The sequence below is a fragment of the Vreelandella aquamarina genome, assembly GCF_900110265.1.
Taxonomy (GTDB): Bacteria; Pseudomonadota; Gammaproteobacteria; order Pseudomonadales; family Halomonadaceae; genus Vreelandella; species Vreelandella aquamarina.
Genome location: NZ_FODB01000004.1, coordinates 63,416 through 80,692, shown reverse-complemented (window position 1 = coordinate 80,692; position 17,277 = coordinate 63,416). Strand labels below are relative to the sequence as shown.

Below are 17,277 nucleotides of genomic sequence, written 5' to 3'. Positions count from 1 at the left end.
TCATCATCTCGCATGTCGACTCCCCGCCGCGGAACTGCCAAACCGCCGGGGAAACTGCGCATTATCGGCGGCGATTTTCGCCGCCGCATGCTGCCTGTGCTCGACCATCCGGGCCTGCGCCCTACGCCGGATCGCGTACGTGAAACGCTGTTTAACTGGCTGGGCCAAGCGCTGCATGGCAAGCAGGTGCTGGACCTATTTGCCGGTACCGGCGCGCTTGGCATCGAGTCGCTCTCTCGGGGGGCTGCGCAGGTCACCTTTGTCGAGCGCGATACACACGTTGCCGCGCTGATTCGCGACAATCTTGCCACCCTCGGTGCAACGCAGGGGCAGGTAGTGACTGCTGATGCCCAGGCGTTTCTTGAAAAGCCTAGCCAACCTGCTGATCTGGTGTTTCTCGACCCGCCGTTCCACCAAGGGTTAGCCGCGTCTTGCTGTGCCGCGCTGGAAGCGGGCGGATGGCTGGCAAGCGATGCGATGATCTACCTGGAAACCGAACAGAGCCTAACGCCAGCGGTACCGGCTAATTGGAATTTACACCGTGAAACTCAGGCAGGTGAGAGTATTGCCAGACTCTATCAACGCGTGCCCTCGTAAAGCGCTTGCCGCCAACTGACAGCAGCGTTACGCTCGCTCAATTGAGTCACACATTGATAGCCCATTTTATTTCATGACGATAGGCAGCCGCCTGTCGTCCGTTACTGGAGGTAGGCATGAGCCTTGAGCTTTTTAATCAGTTAGAACAGAAAATCACCGACACTGTTGAGGCGTTGGAGATGATGAAGCTGGAAAACGAAGAGCTGCGTAACGAAAACGCTCAGTTAAAACAAGAGCGTGAAGAGTGGGAAAGCCGCTTACAAGGTGTGCTTAGCAAATTCGATGGCATGAGTGATAGCAACGCCTCCTAAGCCAACGGCAGCGACATTAACAGCGCATCCTCCCGCCCGGTCGTGCCTTTCACGGCCGGGTAGTACTCCTTCCGACGACCATCTTCGCCAAACCCCGCCTGCTGATACAGCGCAATCGCCCGCTGATTTCCAGCACGCACTTCCAACAGCAGCCGCTCAGCTTGCCACTGCTTCGCCACCGCGACCACTTTGTTAAGCAGCCGCTGGCCTATGCCTTGCCCTTGGCAATCGGGTAGTACACCAATCGCCTGTAGCTCAGCGTCAAACGGCAACTTCGCCACCAACGCATAACCCATTAGCACGTCGTCCTGCCAATAGCCCACTACCCAGGCCTGCTCATCAGCCAGCGCTTCATCTAACTGCTGGGGGCTTGCCCCGCTGTGCGCGGCGGCTTCTAAGGTATGTAGCGGCACTCGATGCGCAGCGTTTAACCGGCAGATCACTCGGCACTCCACTGCTGCCCTAAGGCCACCAAACGCGGCCATAGCGCGCGTTTAGCACTGGCCTGCTGAGTGAGCACGGCCAGCGACGGGCCTTGCCACACAGGAAGTGCGAGCGTTTGGCTCTGCCCGTCGGTAAGCGCCATGACTCGAGCAAGGTCAGTAGCCGTCTCCTCTGCGCCCCACCAGAGCACTTGCTCTAACTGCCAGCCTTGTCGGCTCGCGGCCCCAGCAACAAACGCTGCCACACCCTCCTGAGCTTCCTCAAGCGGCTCTTCCGGCGCAAAGGCTGTGGCCATGGGCGGCCATTTGAAGTGGGTCACTGTTGGCAGTTCGCCGCGTAACACACCAGCCGCCCGCAGCATATTGGCAAGCAACTGCTGTTCAACCGGAGACATTTCCCCTTCACATACGCTAAGCCAGCGTCCTCCCACACAAGCACAGGAGAGACTAAAGCTCAGCGGCTTGGCGGGTTGCGCAGGCGGCACTCTGGGTTCTGGTACCGGGCTCGCCTCCGGGGTGGGTGCCGCGGCAGGCGAATGACCTAAGAGCGCCTTGACCGCCGAGGGCGATGCCACTGGGGAAGTGTTGCCTTGCTCGGCAGCGGCAGGCTGGCTACGTGTTCGCGGTGCTGGTGCATCATCCAGCAGCGCATGCAACCGCTCCCGTGGTGGTGTTTTGGTCGGTGTTTCTTCCCACTCGCAGGCTTCCGTCGGGCGGGCGTTGGGCAGCTGGTAGCGGCATGCCCAAGCGGTAATACCCATAGCATCCAGGTAGTGCCGACGAACAACCTCCGGGGTCACTGGCCGCCGCCACGGCAGTTGGGGGAGTTCGGGCGCTCGCTGCCCCGTGCCTGCCACTCTTTGGGTGTGTAGAGGTGCAGCGCCAGGGCGTGCACCGGGCCAGAGAGCTCATCCGCCAACAGGGCATAAATTTGTTGGTGGCGCTTGACCGGCATCATGCCATCGAAGCTATCGCTTACCAGCGTCACTTTAAAGTGAGTTTCAGAGTTGGCCGGCACGTTATGCATATGGCTTTCGTTTTCGACCTGCAGCACGTCAGGGGTTAAGGCCGCCAACTTCTGCTCAATTTGTGTCTGTATCGCCATGGGACTCTCCTTCAGTCAGCAACTGGCTTATTGTACGCCCTTACTTTCCAACAGACGATGCCCGCCGCTCATCCAGCGCCCGCTGGGCGAGCGATACCCGCGACAGGCTCGCCAGCAGTGCCAGCACGGTAGTGCCCGCACCTAGCCAGAGCGTGACCTGAATTGGCGAGCCCAGTGCCAGCGCCGCTCCTACCAGTGCGACACCAAACGACTGCCCCACCGTGCGTGTGGTACTCATCACCCCAGACACGTTGGCACTGCGCTCCGGCGGTAGGCTGCCCATCATTTCGCGGTTATTCGGCGGCTGGAAAAGTCCAAACCCAATACCACACAGCGCCGTGCGCCACAGGCTGCCCGCCACGCCGGTGCTCTCATCCACCAGCGCCAGCGCGACTAGGCCAATAATCAGTAGCATCAGCCCGGTACTAGATAGCAGGCTGGGATTAACTCGATCCGCCAACCGCCCCGCCAACGGCCCCACTAGCATGATCGCCAGGGGCCACGGCGTGAATAGCCAAGCGGTTTCCAGCGGCGAAAAGCCCATCTGCTCCTGGTAGAAAAACGATAGCGCCACAAAAGTGAGTCCCTGGCCGATAAAAGCCAGGCCAGATGCCGAGACCGCCAGCGTAAAGCGCTTCTCGGCAAACACACTCAGCGGCAGCAGCGGGTAAGGCGCGCGGCGCTGGCGATGAATAAACAGCGCGCAGGCCCCTACCGCTAACAGTGCCCAGCCGCCGCTTTGCCAGAGTGGTGCAGCGTGACCAACGGCGTCCATAGCGACAAAGAAGCTCGCCAGCATCAACATCGAGTAGAGTGCCCCCAGCGTATCAAAACTACCCTGGCGAGGCGTATCCCGCGGCAACGCCCGGCTGGCTAGCCAGAGCGAGCACACCCCGAGGGGCACGTTGAGCGCAAACAACCACGGCCAATCCACAAACGAGAGAATAACCCCGCTGAGCGTGGGGCCTGCGGCATAACCACCCGCTACCACTAGAGCACTTAGACCGAGCGCGCTGCCTAACAAGCGGGATGGAAAAATAGCCCGATAGAGGGACGGCCCAATAGAAAGGGTCGCAGCTGCCCCAAGGCCTTGGAAGGCGCGAAACACTAGCAATGTTTCTAAATTACGCGACAGTGCCGCCCCTAGTGCTGCTACCACAAACGTCCCAAGGCCAAACAAGTAGAGCCGCCTGCGAGTAATGAGCTCGCTGATGCCCGCAAATACCAGTAAGAACGCAGCACACACGACCTGGAACAGGTTAGTAATCCATACTGCCCTGGAGGCCGGCACATTCAGATCGGCAGCAATGGTGGGCAGGGCCAGGTTGATCATGGTGGTATCGACCACCGCCATCAACGTACCGGTGACCAGCGCCAGCACGGCGAGCAGGCGCTCAGGCCCCGGCAGCCCATCATCGCCAGGGCGAGTTTCAAGCAGTCGCATGGTAATGAATTCCTAAACAGACCCCTTACAAACGGCGAAACCGGCCGAAGCCGGTTTCACTGTGCGCTTACGCTAAAATAGTAGCACGCTAATCTTGTTCGTTGTCGAGCAGCAGCGCGTCGTCAACATCCGAGATTTCCAGGGCGGTTTCGTCGTCCAGGTCAATGGCTAAGTAGCTGTGCTCAACGCGCAGGAATTCCTGAAACAGCGACCAATCTAATTTTTCTGGCCACTGGCGCTCATCCTCTTCCCAGGCGCGTAGCTCGGTCTCCAGGATTTCTACGTGACGCTCGCGGACAAACGTCTCTAACGCCTCAGGGGTATCCATCTCGGGGATCAGGTATACCGTACTTTCACGTTCGACGTCGTCCAGGGTCAGGTCGTCGTCTCCCATGGTGGGTTCGAGCGCATTGATCCAGTCCACGAAGGTCTGGGTCGGCCTGACGCTCAGGGCAGAGCGATTTAGCAGTTTCATGGGATTCTCCTCGCCGTCGAAACGTTGACCATTATGGGCGCTAAATCGCGCCCTTACCAACTTTTCGTCCGCTACCGCCTGGTTGAGCGTTAATCCACCTCGGGGCGCATGGCCGGAAACAGCAGTACATCACGAATGGAGGGGCTGTCGGTAAACAGCATTACCAAACGGTCAATACCGATGCCCTCGCCCGCCGTGGGCGGCAGGCCGTACTCCAGCGCGCGCACGTAGTCGGCGTCATAGTACATGGCTTCCAGATCACCGGCGTCTTTCTCGGCAGCCTGTTCACGGAAACGCTCTGCCTGGTCTTCGGCGTCGTTCAGCTCCGAGAAGCCATTGGCGATCTCGCGTCCACCGACGAAGAACTCAAAGCGGTCGGTCACGAAGGGGTTGGCATCGTTACGACGCGCCAGCGGGCTAACTTCTGCCGGGTATTCAGTGATGAACGTGGGCTGGTCCAGTTTGTGTTCCGCCACTTCTTCAAAGATCTCGGTTTGAACTTTACCCAGGCCCCAGCTCTCTTTGACCTTGATGCCCAGTTTTTCCGCCGCAGCGCGGGCAGCATCTAGGGTATCTAGGTCGGCATCGGTGATGCCGTCGCCGTGATCCAGAATCGCTTGGCGCAGGGTGAGACGCTTGAAGGGCTGACCAAAATCGTAGCTGGCCCCCTGGTAAGTAATCGTGGTGGTGCCCAGCACTTCCTGAGCCGCCGTGCGCAGCATGGCTTCGGTCATGTCCAGCAGGTCGCGGTAATCCGCGTAGGCCCAGTAGAACTCCATCATGGTGAACTCAGGGTTGTGCCGAGTGGACAGCCCTTCGTTACGGAAATTGCGGTTGATCTCGAACACTTTCTCGAAACCACCCACCACCAGACGCTTCAGGTAAAGCTCCGGCGCAATACGCAGGTACATATCGATATCCAGCGCATTGTGGTGAGTAATAAACGGACGCGCCGCCGCGCCGCCGGGGATCGGCTGCAGCATCGGCGTTTCCACTTCCATGAAGCCACGGGCTTCGAAGAAACGGCGCATGGAGCTGATCACCGCCGCGCGGGTCTCGAACACCTTACGCGACTGCGGGTTCATGATCAGATCGACGTAGCGCTGGCGGTAGCGCGCTTCTTGATCGGTCAGGCCGTGGAACTTATCCGGCAGCGGGCGCAAGCTCTTGGTCAGCAGCTGCGCCTCGACCATCATCACGTACAAGTCGCCTTTACCCGACTTATGCACCGGGCCACGGGCGGCGACGATATCGCCGATATCCCAGCCTTTGATGTCTTCCAGCACGTCTTCCGGCAGCCCCTTTTTATCCACGTAGAGCTGGATCTGGCCCGCCACGTCCTGAATCACGATGAAAGGACCGCGTTTGCGCATCACGCGACCGGCCACCGACGCCTGATGATCCAGCGCTTCCAGCTCGGCTTTGTCTTTCTCGCCCAGCAGGTTGTGCAGCTCAACGGTGAGGCTGTCGCGGCGGAAATCGTTCGGGAAAGCGCTTTTTCCCTGCTCGGCCGCCCGCTCACGGCGGGCCGCTAGCTTGGCACGGCGCTCGGCGATCAGGTGATTTTCGTTATCGAGAGAAGACGCGTCTTGGTTAGCCATCGGGCACCCTATTTCTGTTCAAACGCTAAAAAGATTACAAACCCTGCTTCAGGCTGGCGACGATAAACTGATCTAAATCCCCGTCGAGCACCTTGTCGCAGTTGCTGGACTGAACGCCGGTACGCAGGTCTTTAATGCGCTGATCATCCAGTACGTAAGAGCGAATTTGGCTGCCCCAACCGATATCGGCTTTGGAGTCTTCCGCTTCCTGCTTGGCCGCATTGCGCTTTTGCATCTCAAACTCCCACAGCTTCGCCTTCAACTGCTTCATGGCGAAGTCGCGGTTCGCGTGCTGGCTGCGCTGATTCTGGCATGCCACCACAATTCCGGTGGGTTCGTGGGTAATCCGTACCGCGGAGTCGGTGGTGTTGACGTGCTGACCACCCGCACCGCTGGAACGATAGGTATCGACACGCAGATCCGATGGATTGATCTCGACCTCGAAGCTGTCGTCGATTTCTGGCGACACAAAGACGGAGGCAAACGAGGTGTGGCGGCGGCCACCGGAGTCGAACGGGCTTTTGCGCACTAAGCGGTGAACGCCGGTTTCCGTGCGTAGCCAGCCAAAGGCGTGGTCGCCCTGGATATGCAGCGACGCCGATTTGATGCCCGCCACTTCGCCTGGGGAAATTTCGATGATCTCGGTTTTGAAGCCGTGGCTCTCTGCCCAGCGCAGGTACATACGCAGCAAAATATTGGCCCAGTCCTGGGCTTCGGTGCCACCGGACCCCGATTGAATATCCAGGTAGGCGTTGTTCTCGTCCATTTCTCCCGAGAACATGCGGCGAAACTCGAGCTTCTCCAGAGCGTCCTGTAAGCCGTCGAGCTCTTTGCGTACTTCCTCGACGGTGCCCTCGTCCTCTTCCATCTCGGCGAGCTCTAGCAGGTCGCGGCTATCCGCTAGCCCCTGATCCAGCTCATCAATGGTCGCCACAATGGCTTCGAGGGAGGCACGCTCTTTGCCCAGCTTTTGAGCGTAGTCTGGATCGTTCCAGACGTTGGGGTCTTCGAGTTCGCGGGATACTTCTTCTAGCCGATCTTTACGCTCGGCATAGTCAAAGATACCCCCTAAGAACGTCTGTCCGCTCAGACAGGTCCTTGATCTGGTTATGAATCGGGTTGGTTTCCAACATGGATCGCCCTAGCCTTGGTCAGTAAATAGCGGGGTCTCATGCGCGCTAAAACGCGGCTTAAAAGAGACAGGCGCCGCTGAGGTGACTCACCGCTTGGCGTTTAACACCTTCGCGAGCCAGCCCAGCGGCGGAATTCTGGCACGCATTGTAGCGAAACCCAGCGCATACCGCACCCACCCAGCCCTTCGTTGCTCACGTAAAAAACCCGGCCGAAGCCGGGTCAGTAGGTCGAAAACCGATCAGTAAGCGCGAGCAGCCGATCAGAACCGATAGGTCAGCTGAGCACCAAAGCCATGAGCTTGGTTTTTGTAGTCGGCAGAGTAAGTGGCACCGCCGACGGGCACACCACCGGTTTGAGCACTGGCAAGCAAGTCTTGACGATCTTGCTCAACAAAGGTGCTGCGCTCGGTGAGATAGGAGTAGGCGAAGTCCAGCGTCAGATCGGGGGTCGGGCTCCAGCCAGCACCGACAGAGAAGATACGACGCTCATCAGAGGGAATACGTACGCTGCGGTCTTGGTCGTTGGTAGGCGTGAAATCTAACGTTACGCCAGCGCGCAGCGCTAACGTCGGCGTTAACTGATACTCACCACCAGAGGCAAAGGCCCAGGCATTTGAGTAGTTTTGCTGCTCGTTGGTAATTTCGTTACCTTGGCTACCAATGATTGAGATCTCTTCAAACTGGCTCCAACGCACCCATGATGCGCCGAACATCAGCTTCAGGCGGTCGGTCATTTGTTGAGTTAGCGAGAAGTTAACCGTTTCAGGCGTGGTCAAATCCAAGCTAGCGGTATCGGCACGCACTACATTGCCGAGCGGATCTGTGGCCTGGAAGGTGCCTTCCAATTCGTAATCAACCGCTGAACGATAGGTTAGACCAAGGGTCGTTTCTGGCACCGGCTGATAAATGACGCCTAGGTTATACCCCCAACCGTCGTCGTCACCTTCGACCCGTGAGTCCACATCACCCGCCGCGTTAAATGCTGCGCTGGACGGCAGTTGACGACGCAGCTCACCTTCCACTTGATTGTAAGTAATACCAATACCCGCCGACCACTGCTCATTAAAGCGGTAAGACACTGTTGGCTGCGCACTCACCACACGTAACTCGGTGTAATCACCAAAATAACGGCCCTGGAACGTATCCTCGTACTCGGTTTTAGAACCGAACGGTGCGTAAACGCCAAACCCAAACGCCAGTTGTTCATTGACTGGGTGAGCATAGAACGCAAAGGGCACCAGCGTACCCGGCACCATATCGCCATCGTTCGTTCCAGGAATCGCACCGATAGGCACCTGAGTACCGACGGGGGCACCGCCTTGAGCAACACCGGCATCTAATGTGCGGTTCGCCGAGACATTACTAATATCCGTATCGACGCTTAAAAAAGTACCGCCTGCCGTAATCTGAGCGCGGTCCAGGAACGACATACCCGCAGGGTTACCGAACACGATGGTGGCGTCGTTGACGTTTGAGCTACGTCCCGCATGGCCATACCCCTGCCCACTAACGCTCTGCTCGTTAATCTGATATCCGCCTGCGTTAGCTTGGCTTGCAAAGGTAACTGCTGCAACCGCGGCCGCTAGGGTTAATTTCTTGAAGTTATTATGCATTGTGGGCCTCTCTCCCGATGATCCGGCGGACTGTGCCATCCATCCGCGTTGTTCCTACACCTCAGTTTTCGCCCAATGCTTGGTTCGGTTCAAGTGCAAACGAGCGTTTTATTTTATTTTCCGCTTATACATTAGTCGTACGCTCGTTTTAAATCAGTGTTTTAGTCATTTCGACTGAGTCGATCACGCCCACTTGACCTATGGGTTACCCAAAGGTTTTACAATGCAGTTTGAACATTTACCGCCAATCAGGGGGAGGTTATGTCGTTAAGCGATTTAAAAGTTGGCGAGCTTGCCAAGCGCGGTCACGTCACTGCTGAAACCGTCCGCCATTACACCCGAGAAGGGTTGCTATCTCCCCAACGCCATCCCGACAACGGTTACCAGCTCTACTCCGCCACCGATTTGGAGCGCCTGCACTTCATTCAGCGGGCGCGCAAGCTGGGGTTTAGCGTGGCGGAAATCCGTGACATCCTAGCCCATGCCGACCAAGGCGACTCCCCCTGCCCGCTAGTGCGCGATCTGCTTGCCCACCGGCTGCCGCAAATACGCGCGCGGATTGCCGAGCTAGAGGCACTTGCCGAGCGTATGGAGCAGGCACTGGAGAGCTGGCGCGACATGCCTGACGGCACCCCTGATGGCCATAGCCTGTGCCGCTTAATCGAAAGTTTTCCCGAGGAGGCACCATGCAGCGCGACACCGAGCAAACCGTGATGCTGATACGCACCGTGCCGGGTATGAACTGCCAGGGCTGCGTTAAGCGCATGCGTGAGGCCATTCAAGCCCAGGACCCGGCCGCCCAAGTGGATGGCTTCCCTGCAGAAAAGCGCCTGGAAGTGACCAGCTCCCTTGACGATCAAGCGCTGGATAGTACGCTCAACGATGCGGGCTACCCGCCCAGCGACGACGCGAGTGACGCACCACACCCCGACGCACCTGAACCCGCTGAATCGCAAAGTGCGCCCGTGGATGCGCCCCAACTGCGCCTGCTGATTAGCGGCATGACCTGCGCAGGCTGTGTCAAAAGCGTCGAAAAAGCGCTGTCCCATACCCCAGGCGTGAACAGCGCCTCGGTGAATTTTGGCACCCACACCGCCCAAGTCACCGGCAGTGCTACTCAGGAAGCGCTAATAGCGGCCGTTGCTGAGGCAGGCTATCGCGCCGAACCGATTGTGGATATGCGTGAAGCCGAGCGCACTCGCGAGGCGCAAGAGGCCGTTACCTACCGCCAGCGCCTCAAGGGCAGCGTGCTGTCGCTCTCCCTCGCCATTCCACTCATGCTGAGCATGTTCGTCTATCACCCGCACCCCATGGGCGCCGGCCGCTTGTATTGGCTGGTGATTGGCCTGCTGACGCTGGCTATTTTGGCCTTTCCTGGGCGGCACTTTTTCACCAACGCTTGGAAACAACTCAAGCACCACCAAGCCAACATGGACACCCTGGTGGCCATGGGTACCGGCACCGCCTGGCTCTACTCCATGATGGTGGTGCTCTTTGCCCCCTGGTTGCCTGAGGTGGCTCACGGCATCTATTTTGAAGCCTCTGCCATGGTGATCGGCCTGATTTTGTTGGGCAATGCACTGGAGCTCAAAGCCCGCGGTCGCACCAGCAGCGCCCTTAAACGGCTGCTCGACCTGCAGGAGAAAACCGCCCGGGTGATACGCGACGGCGTTGAACAAGAAATCGCGGTGGACGATGTAGCGCTGGATGACCATATTCGCGTGCGCCCCGGTGAGCGGCTGCCGGTGGATGGCGTAGTGCTCGACGGCCAGAGCTATATCGATGAATCCATGCTTACCGGCGAACCGGTGCCCGTGCATAAAACAGCGGACGATGACGTAAGCGCGGGCACGGTGAACGGTAACGGTAGCTTGGTGTACCGCGCCACGCGCATCGGCCGCGATACCCGTTTGGGGCGCATTACCGAGCAGGTGGCCAGCGCACAAAACTCCCGCCCACCGATTGGCGAGCTGGCCGATACGATCTCTGGCATATTTGTACCCGCCGTGATGATTATTGCGGTGCTAACGGCCCTTGCCTGGTACAACCTCGGACCCGCTCCGGTGGCTATTCATATGCTGGTTACTGCTACTACCGTGCTAATTATCGCCTGCCCCTGCGCGCTGGGCTTGGCCACCCCGATCTCTACCATGATTGGCGTGGGCAAAGCCGCCGAGCATGGCGTGCTGGTGCGCAGCGGCGAAGCGCTGCAAACCGCTAGCCGTCTGACCACCCTGGTGGTGGACAAGACCGGCACGCTGACCGAAGGAAAGCCGCGTGTCACTGAGGCAACGGTGCTGCATAACGATAGCACCCAAGTACTGGCCTGGGTGGCCGCCCTAGAGAGCCGCTCGGAGCACCCCCTTGCCAAAGCGCTGACGGCCTACGCCGAAGAGCAAGGCGCCCGACCCGATGCGCTGGCTAGCTTTGATAGCGTGACCGGCGGCGGTGTTAAAGGCACCAGCCAAGCTAATGACACGCTGCTGCTAGGCAATGCGCGCTTATTGGAAGCGTCTGGCGTCGACCTTTCCCCAGCAGACGAGAGCATTCGCCAGCTGGAAGCCAAGGCGCGCTCGCTGGTTTATTTAGCGGTGAATGGCAAGCTGGCCGCCCTCTTCGGCGTTAGCGACCCGCTGCGCAAAGATGCCGCCGCCGCCGTAAAGCGCTTGCAGGATGACGGATTAACCGTGGTGATGTTGACGGGCGATAACGAACATACCGCCGCTGCGGTGGCCCGCGAGGTCGGCATTAGCGAGTTCAAGGCAGGTATGACGCCCGACGACAAGCACGCCGAGATTGAGCGCCGCCAAGCGGCGGGCGAAGTGGTCGGCATGGTGGGCGACGGTATTAACGACGCCCCAGCACTGGCCCGGGCCAACGTGGGTTTTGCCATTGGCCAGGGTACCGATATCGCCATGGAGAGCGCCGGTATTACGCTGATGCGCGGCTCACTACACGGCGTGGCCACGGCGATTGAGCTTAGCCGGGCCACGCTCACCAACATCAAGCAGAATCTAGTCGGCGCATTTGGCTATAACGTACTTTGTATCCCGATTGCCGCCGGCGTGCTCTACCCCGTAACCGGCATGTTGCTATCACCGATCATTGCCGGCGTGGCCATGTCGCTCTCCTCCATCACCGTGGTCAGCAACGCCAACCGCCTACGGTTATGGAAGCCCACCCAGCAGGAGGCCGTATGAGTTTACTGATCAACCTTGCGGGTATTGCCGTCATTGGCTTGATCGCCTGGTGGTTTTGGCTTAACTAGCAACCGTTTAGCTAACCCCGATATAACGCCCTGGCTTGTGGTTCAGGGCGATAATCAAGTTGAGCATCAGCGCCCCCAACACCGAGTAGCCTACGCGGTCTAGGGGTAGCTGGGTGAGTGCCACCAGCAGGATCACGGCGTCGATGCCGAGCTGCACATAGCCTGCCCGCAGGCCATGTTTATCCTGCAGGTAGAGGGCAAGAATGTTGATACCGCCGAGGCTGGTGCGGTGGCGAAACAGCATCAGCATGCCAATCCCCATCAATGCGCCGCCCATCAGTGCCGCGTAGAGCGACGGCACGTTGGCAAATTCGACCCACCCCTGAGTGAGCTCGGAGAACAGCGAGACCAAGCCAATGGCAACAAAGGTGCGCAGCGTAAAGCTCCACCCCATGCGTTTGATCGCCAGATAGTAAAACGGCAGATTGATGGCAAAAAACCAGACGCCAAAACCCCACCCGGTCAGATAATTGAGCAGTAGCGCCATCCCTGCGGTACTGCCGGTGAGCAGCACCGCGTGGGTATAGAACGTCACCCCGAGTGCGACGAACAGCGTACCCAACAGCATCGCCATGATGTCTTCATAGGGCTTGTGGGGGTCTTTAGGCAGGTCTTCCATGCGCATGAGTGCGTCCTTTTTAGGATTATTAGAGCGGCCGCTTAAGCGGCCAAGGACGCGAGGATATCGGAGAGCGTTAAACGGGGCTAGCGTGCTCCACCATGAGCTGCAATGACTCGCGACCGCGCCAGCGGTTGCGATTGAGCTTGTAAGCGCAGTGCAGCGTATCGCCCACGCTAAACGAGGGCAACTCCCCCGGTGTGAGCGCGCGAAACCAAATCGCTTTGCTGGTGACGGCCCCCATGGAGAGCTCCATCATCAGGTGCGAACCTTCTGCACCCACCGGGCGCAGCGCTTCCACAATAAAGCGCCCTTCAAATAACGGCGGGTCGAACTCCCGCCCGTAGGGGCCTAACGTCTCGATTTCCACCAGCGTCGCCAGCGAGAGTTGGGCGGTCGAGAGCTCGCCATCGGTCCACAGACGCGGGTAGAGCGGTGTATCGCCCAGCTGCTCACCGACCGCCTGCAAAAACGCGGCTTTGAAGGTGTCGAGCTGCTCCCGTGGCACGCCCACGCCTGCAGCGCCACTGTGGCCCCCAAAGCGCGGCAGCGCCTCTGGGGCAAGCTCAAAGGTGCGCTGTAGTGCGTCCCGTAAATGCAGCCCGTCAATAGAGCGGCCGGAGCCGGTAAGCATATTGGGTGCCGCCGCCCGCGTAAGCACCACGGCTGGGCGTCCGTAGGCCTGCACCAGCCTTGAAGCGACGATGCCCTGCACGCCGGGGTGGCCATCTTCCAGCAGCACCACGACGGCAGGCTCGTTGGCCTCCAAGGCGGGAACGGCGAGCGCCCGCGCCTCCTCAGCCATATCTGCCTCAATCGCCTTGCGGGACTGATTATCTTGGTCCAGCACTTCGAGTTGACGGTTCGCGACGCCGTCGCTCTCTGCCAGCATAAAGTGCAGTGCCGCGTAGGGGTCATCTAGCCGCGAACGGGCGTTGATCCTGGGGCCCATCTGAAACGCCAAGGTTTCAGCGTTGAAGGGCACGCTGTCGGCCCCTAAGCGCGCTGCCATGGCCCGCCAGCAGGCAGCATCCATACGGTTGATCAGCGTTAAGCCGTAGCTCACCACCGCACGGTTGGCGGGGCTTCCACCCAGCGAGACGCAATCCGCCACGGTGCCTAACGCCACGTAGGAGAGCCACGGTGAGAGCTTCGGCGTGGCCTCAGGCAATGCGCCCCACTCCACCAGTACGCCGCGGGCGAGCGACATCAGCAGCCACGCCACCATGCAACCTGCAATGGTTTTATCCGGATAGTCGCAGTCGCTGCGAGTCGGGTTCACGCAGGCATACGCCGAGGGCGGCGGGCCTTCCAGGGGCAGCGCATGGTGGTCGCTGACCACCACATCGATACCGGCTGCTTTCAGCCGCGCAATGCGCGGCTCGTCAGAACTGCCGCAGTCGGCGGTAATCACCAGCGTCGGCAGCGGTTTTAAGCTCAGCGTTCGCTCCACCAGCGGCAGGCTGATGCCGTAGCCGTCGTGAATGCGGTGACCAATTAAGCTGTGTAGCTTGTGCTCGGGCACGCCAAATAGCTCGACCAGCGTACGCCGAATGACCACGTGAGAGGTGATGCCGTCCACATCGTAGTCGGTCAGAATGCCTATGGACTCGCCCTCGGCGACCGCCTGGGCAATCCGCTCCGCCGCTCGGCGACCATCGGCGAGTTTTTCAGGATGCACGAGATAGCGCAGGCTGGGCGACACCAGCGGCGCAAGCTCCCCGGTATAGCCGGGCAGCCGCGATGCCAGGAGCCTTGCCTGAAGCTCGCTCAGCCCTTCGGATTGCGCACGCAAATAAACAGCCTCGTCCAGGGGACGAGGCTCTAGGCGGGGCTGGTTACTCTGCTGAGAAAGGGGTGACACTTGGGTCATATCACCTCAGCGACGGTTGTCAGCGACGAACTGCTGTACCGCGCTCAATTCGGCGGGCAACACCGTGTAGCGCTCTTCGCGCTCCAGCAGGTCGTCCATGTGGGTCGGCAGCGGTACGCCCTGGAAGCCCGCTTTCACCACTGCCTCGGCGAACTTCGCCGGGTGGGCGGTGGCCAGGGTGATCATCGGCGTGGAGGTATCCACACGCGCCCGCTCGGCCGCTCGGTAGCCGGTAGCCGTATGCGGATCAAGAATTTCCCCGGTGCGATGATGCGCTTCTCGAATCACTTCCAGGATTGTCTCGTCATCGACGCTGTAGCTGGCGAACTTCTCGCGCAGCTTGGCCAGCGGCGCATCGGCAAGCGCGGTGGGCGCTTGCTGGAAGCGCTCCAGCAGTGCGGCCACGGCGGCACCATCACGGTCGTACGCATCGAACAGCAGGCGCTCGAAATTGGACGACACGACGATATCCATAGAGGGTGCCAGCGTGGCTGCGAGCTCTTTCTTGGAGAAGTCGTTAGCCGCCAACGTGCGGTGCAGAATATCGTTAGCATTGGTGGCAATGATGAACTGCTTCACCGGCAGGCCCATCTTGTAAGCCATATAGCCCGCAAAGACGTTGCCGAAGTTAGCCGAGGGCACGCAGAAGCTTACTTCCCGCTGGGGAGCGCCCAACGCCACGCCTGCGGCCACGTAGTAGACGATCTGGGCCATGATACGCGCCCAGTTGATCGAATTCACCGCAACAAGCCGCGTGCCGTTCAAGAAGCCTTGATTGGCAAAGCTGGCCTTGACCATCGCCTGGGCATCATCGAAGTTGCCCTCAATGGCGATGTTGAAGACGTTATTCGCCAGCACCGAGGTCATCTGGCGACGCTGCACTTCGGAGACGCGGTTATGGGGGTGCAGAATAAAGATATCCAGGTTGTCGCAGTGGCGGCAGCCTTCGATGGCCGCCGAGCCGGTATCCCCGGACGTGGCCCCCATGATCACCGCGCGTTCACCACGCTTTTTCAGGAAGTGATCCAGCAGTCGCCCCAACAGTTGCAGCGCCACGTCTTTAAACGCCAGCGTCGGGCCGTGGAACTGCTCTAACAGGAAGTGGCTGGCATCCAGCTGCTTTAACGGCACCACTGCGTCGTGGTTGAACGTGGCGTACGCCTCGGTCACCAAACGGCGGAAGGTCTCGTCGTCGATCTCACCATTGACGAACGGTTTCATCACCCGAAAGGCGATCTCGGCGTAGGAGAGCCCGGCCATGTCGGCCAGCTCTTCTCTGGAGAACTCAGGCAGCGTTTCCGGGACGTAGAGGCCGCCGTCGCTGGCCATACCGGTAAGCACCACCTCTTCGAAAGAGAGCGCGGGGGCTTGCCCACGCGTGCTGATATAGCGCATCGGTTACTCTCCTTCGTCCAGGCTTTCTACGCGAATACGCATGACGGGGCCTGCAATATCCGCCATGGCTTCGATCTCGCGGATCGCTTCGTTCATCTGCTTCTCTTTGGTGCGATGCGTCAGCAGAATGATCGGTACCAGCTCGCCTTCGGTGGCCTCTTTCTGAATCAGCGCTTCAATGGAGATGCCCTGCTCGGCCAGAATGGTCGCTACACGGGCCAGCACACCGGGGCGGTCTACCGCCAGCAGGCGCAGGTAGTAAGCCGTGGTGATCTCTTCCATCGGCATAATCGGCAGCTGGCTCACGTCTTCGTCGATGCCGCTAAACGCCAGATAAGGTACCCGGTAGTGGTGGTCGGTGGCGATGTCGCGGGCCACGTCCAGCAGATCCGCCACCACGGCAGACGCCGTTGGCTCAGCACCCGCACCCGCGCCGTAATACAGCGTGGGGCCAACCGCGTCGCCCATGACCGCAATGGCGTTTTTCACACCATGCACATTGGCCAGCAGGCGCTCTTTGGGAATCAACGTGGGGTGAACACGCAGCTCAAGGCCTTGATCGGTACGCTTGGAGATCCCCAGATGCTTGATGACGTAACCGAGGTTGTCGGCCTGCTCCACGTCTTCGGCAGTAATGCGGGAGATCCCTTCGGTGAAAGCTTTTTCAAACTGCAACGGCACGCCGTAGGCAATCGAGGCCAGGATGGTCAGCTTGTGGGCGGCATCGATGCCTTCCACATCGAACGTCGGGTCGGCTTCGGCATAGCCAAGCGCCTGGGCCTCGGCCAATACGTCTTCAAAGGCACGGCCTTCGTCGCGCATGTGAGTCAGAATGAAGTTACCGGTGCCGTTGATAATGCCCGCGACCCACTCGATACGGTTAGCACCCAGGCCTTCACGCAGCGATTTGATGACGGGAATCCCCCCCGCGACGGCGGCTTCAAAGGCAACGATCACGCCCTTTTCATGGGCCGCACGGAAAATCTCGTTACCGTGAACGGCGATCAGCGCCTTGTTGGCGGTGACCACGTGCTTGCCGTTGGCAATCGCGGTGAGCACCAGCTCGCGGGCAATATCGTATCCGCCAATCAGCTCGACCAGCACATCTACGTTGGGGTTGTTCGCCACCTCGAAGACATCGGATGTCGCGTTAATGCCGGTAATATCGCAGTCGGGATGAATACTGCGGTGGGCAACCTGCTCAATCACAATCGGGCGGCCTGCGCGGCGGCTAATATCATCCGCGTTGCGCGTTAATACGTTGAAGGTGCCGCCACCCACAGTGCCTAACCCACAAATGCCTACTCTTACCGGTTTCAAAATACTTCCCCTTTCGTGTTGGGCACCCGCGGGTGCCGCTTCTTAAATCAGTGTCTCAGCGTGTCCGTTCGTCACTTATG

General features: G+C 59.5%; 16 protein-coding genes. 4 read left to right on the top strand and 12 right to left on the bottom strand.

What is annotated here, in order from left to right:
- Nucleotides 1-12 precede the first annotated feature (12 nt).
- Together rsmD and BMY49_RS02070 are read left to right on the top strand one after the other, a co-directional pair.
- Nucleotides 13-597: a 16S rRNA (guanine(966)-N(2))-methyltransferase RsmD gene (gene rsmD / locus BMY49_RS02075; protein ID WP_228219032.1), complete on the top strand. Its 585-nt coding sequence runs from the start codon at nucleotides 13-15 to the stop codon at nucleotides 595-597.
- A 116-nt stretch (nucleotides 598-713) separates the two neighbouring features.
- Nucleotides 714-908 (top strand): cell division protein ZapB, encoded by a 195-nt coding sequence (locus BMY49_RS02070; RefSeq protein WP_044629605.1) that lies wholly within the window; start codon nucleotides 714-716, stop codon nucleotides 906-908.
- Here BMY49_RS02070 and rimI read toward each other — a convergent pair.
- From rimI to BMY49_RS02030, 8 genes are all read right to left on the bottom strand, one after another.
- The gene (gene rimI / locus BMY49_RS02065) at nucleotides 905-1,351 is read right to left on the bottom strand and encodes a ribosomal protein S18-alanine N-acetyltransferase (protein WP_054640806.1); all 447 of its coding nucleotides are present in this window, start codon (nucleotides 1,349-1,351) and stop codon (nucleotides 905-907) included. The two genes, BMY49_RS02070 and rimI, sit on opposite strands and share 4 nt — an antisense overlap.
- Entirely contained in the window at nucleotides 1,348-2,151 is an 804-nt protein-coding gene (locus tag BMY49_RS02060; RefSeq protein WP_062374886.1) for a hypothetical protein, read from the bottom strand. The genes rimI and BMY49_RS02060 overlap by 4 nt, the downstream gene beginning before the upstream one ends.
- Nucleotides 2,148-2,456: a BolA family protein gene (locus BMY49_RS02055; protein WP_054640807.1), complete on the bottom strand. Its 309-nt coding sequence runs from the start codon at nucleotides 2,454-2,456 to the stop codon at nucleotides 2,148-2,150. Before BMY49_RS02055 ends, BMY49_RS02060 begins: the two co-directional genes overlap by 4 nt.
- A 40-nt stretch (nucleotides 2,457-2,496) precedes the next feature.
- Nucleotides 2,497-3,900, bottom strand: coding sequence for an MFS transporter (locus BMY49_RS02050; protein ID WP_058579704.1), 1,404 nt, complete (start codon nucleotides 3,898-3,900; stop codon nucleotides 2,497-2,499).
- 88 nt (nucleotides 3,901-3,988) lie between these two features.
- Nucleotides 3,989-4,375, bottom strand: coding sequence for a hypothetical protein (locus tag BMY49_RS02045; protein ID WP_044629610.1), 387 nt, complete (start codon nucleotides 4,373-4,375; stop codon nucleotides 3,989-3,991).
- A gap of 89 nt (nucleotides 4,376-4,464) precedes the next feature.
- Nucleotides 4,465-5,976: a lysine--tRNA ligase gene (gene lysS / locus BMY49_RS02040; protein ID WP_062359464.1), complete on the bottom strand. Its 1,512-nt coding sequence runs from the start codon at nucleotides 5,974-5,976 to the stop codon at nucleotides 4,465-4,467.
- A gap of 34 nt (nucleotides 5,977-6,010) precedes the next feature.
- Nucleotides 6,011-7,109, bottom strand: a protein-coding gene (gene prfB, locus BMY49_RS02035; protein ID WP_143058106.1) for a peptide chain release factor 2 whose coding sequence is annotated in 2 segments (ribosomal slippage) — nucleotides 6,011-7,033 and nucleotides 7,035-7,109 — 1,098 coding nt in all. Because the reading frame shifts where the segments join, the coding sequence is not laid out codon by codon here.
- A gap of 260 nt (nucleotides 7,110-7,369) precedes the next feature.
- Entirely contained in the window at nucleotides 7,370-8,722 is a 1,353-nt protein-coding gene (locus BMY49_RS02030) for an OmpP1/FadL family transporter (RefSeq protein ID WP_089674650.1), read from the bottom strand.
- Between the two features lie 261 nt (nucleotides 8,723-8,983).
- Between BMY49_RS02030 and BMY49_RS02025 the strand changes: the two genes are divergently transcribed.
- On the top strand, nucleotides 8,984-9,436 hold the full coding sequence (locus BMY49_RS02025) for a MerR family transcriptional regulator (RefSeq protein WP_089674649.1): 453 nt from the start codon (nucleotides 8,984-8,986) through the stop codon (nucleotides 9,434-9,436).
- On the top strand, nucleotides 9,409-11,922 hold the full coding sequence (locus BMY49_RS02020; RefSeq protein ID WP_089674647.1) for a heavy metal translocating P-type ATPase: 2,514 nt from the start codon (nucleotides 9,409-9,411) through the stop codon (nucleotides 11,920-11,922). The genes BMY49_RS02025 and BMY49_RS02020 overlap by 28 nt, the downstream gene beginning before the upstream one ends.
- Nucleotides 11,923-11,997: 75 nt before the next feature.
- On the opposite strand, the gene BMY49_RS02015 is transcribed toward BMY49_RS02020, so the two are convergent.
- The 4 genes from BMY49_RS02015 to BMY49_RS02000 all read right to left on the bottom strand — a co-directional run bounded on the left by BMY49_RS02015 (nucleotide 11,998) and on the right by BMY49_RS02000 (nucleotide 17,197).
- A complete protein-coding gene (locus tag BMY49_RS02015; RefSeq protein WP_062359474.1) occupies nucleotides 11,998-12,615 on the bottom strand; it encodes a YitT family protein in 618 nt (205 codons plus the stop codon).
- 70 nt (nucleotides 12,616-12,685) lie between these two features.
- Complete coding sequence (locus tag BMY49_RS02010; RefSeq protein WP_089674645.1) at nucleotides 12,686-14,482, bottom strand: single-stranded-DNA-specific exonuclease RecJ; 1,797 nt, start codon at nucleotides 14,480-14,482, stop codon at nucleotides 12,686-12,688.
- Nucleotides 14,483-14,488: 6 nt separating this feature from the next.
- A complete protein-coding gene (thrC, locus tag BMY49_RS02005; protein WP_089674643.1) occupies nucleotides 14,489-15,877 on the bottom strand; it encodes a threonine synthase in 1,389 nt (462 codons plus the stop codon).
- A gap of 3 nt (nucleotides 15,878-15,880) precedes the next feature.
- Nucleotides 15,881-17,197, bottom strand: a complete 1,317-nt coding sequence (locus BMY49_RS02000; RefSeq protein WP_089674642.1) for a homoserine dehydrogenase — start codon at nucleotides 17,195-17,197, stop codon at nucleotides 15,881-15,883.
- Nucleotides 17,198-17,277: the final 80 nt, after the last annotated feature.

What these genes read in the sequence shown, in the direction of transcription:
- rsmD (WP_228219032.1), top strand. Translation starts at nt 13, where the DNA reads ATGTCGACTCCCCGCCGCGGAACTGCCAAACCGCCGGGGAAACTGCGC.
- BMY49_RS02070 (WP_044629605.1), top strand. Translation starts at nt 714, where the DNA reads ATGAGCCTTGAGCTTTTTAATCAGTTAGAACAGAAAATCACCGACACT.
- BMY49_RS02055 (WP_054640807.1), bottom strand. Translation starts at nt 2,456, where the DNA reads ATGGCGATACAGACACAAATTGAGCAGAAGTTGGCGGCCTTAACCCCT.
- BMY49_RS02050 (WP_058579704.1), bottom strand. Translation starts at nt 3,900, where the DNA reads ATGCGACTGCTTGAAACTCGCCCTGGCGATGATGGGCTGCCGGGGCCT.
- BMY49_RS02045 (WP_044629610.1), bottom strand. Translation starts at nt 4,375, where the DNA reads ATGAAACTGCTAAATCGCTCTGCCCTGAGCGTCAGGCCGACCCAGACC.
- lysS (WP_062359464.1), bottom strand. Translation starts at nt 5,976, where the DNA reads ATGGCTAACCAAGACGCGTCTTCTCTCGATAACGAAAATCACCTGATC.
- BMY49_RS02030 (WP_089674650.1), bottom strand. Translation starts at nt 8,722, where the DNA reads ATGCATAATAACTTCAAGAAATTAACCCTAGCGGCCGCGGTTGCAGCA.
- BMY49_RS02025 (WP_089674649.1), top strand. Translation starts at nt 8,984, where the DNA reads ATGTCGTTAAGCGATTTAAAAGTTGGCGAGCTTGCCAAGCGCGGTCAC.
- BMY49_RS02020 (WP_089674647.1), top strand. Translation starts at nt 9,409, where the DNA reads ATGCAGCGCGACACCGAGCAAACCGTGATGCTGATACGCACCGTGCCG.
- BMY49_RS02015 (WP_062359474.1), bottom strand. Translation starts at nt 12,615, where the DNA reads ATGCGCATGGAAGACCTGCCTAAAGACCCCCACAAGCCCTATGAAGAC.
- BMY49_RS02010 (WP_089674645.1), bottom strand. Translation starts at nt 14,482, where the DNA reads ATGACCCAAGTGTCACCCCTTTCTCAGCAGAGTAACCAGCCCCGCCTA.
- thrC (WP_089674643.1), bottom strand. Translation starts at nt 15,877, where the DNA reads ATGCGCTATATCAGCACGCGTGGGCAAGCCCCCGCGCTCTCTTTCGAA.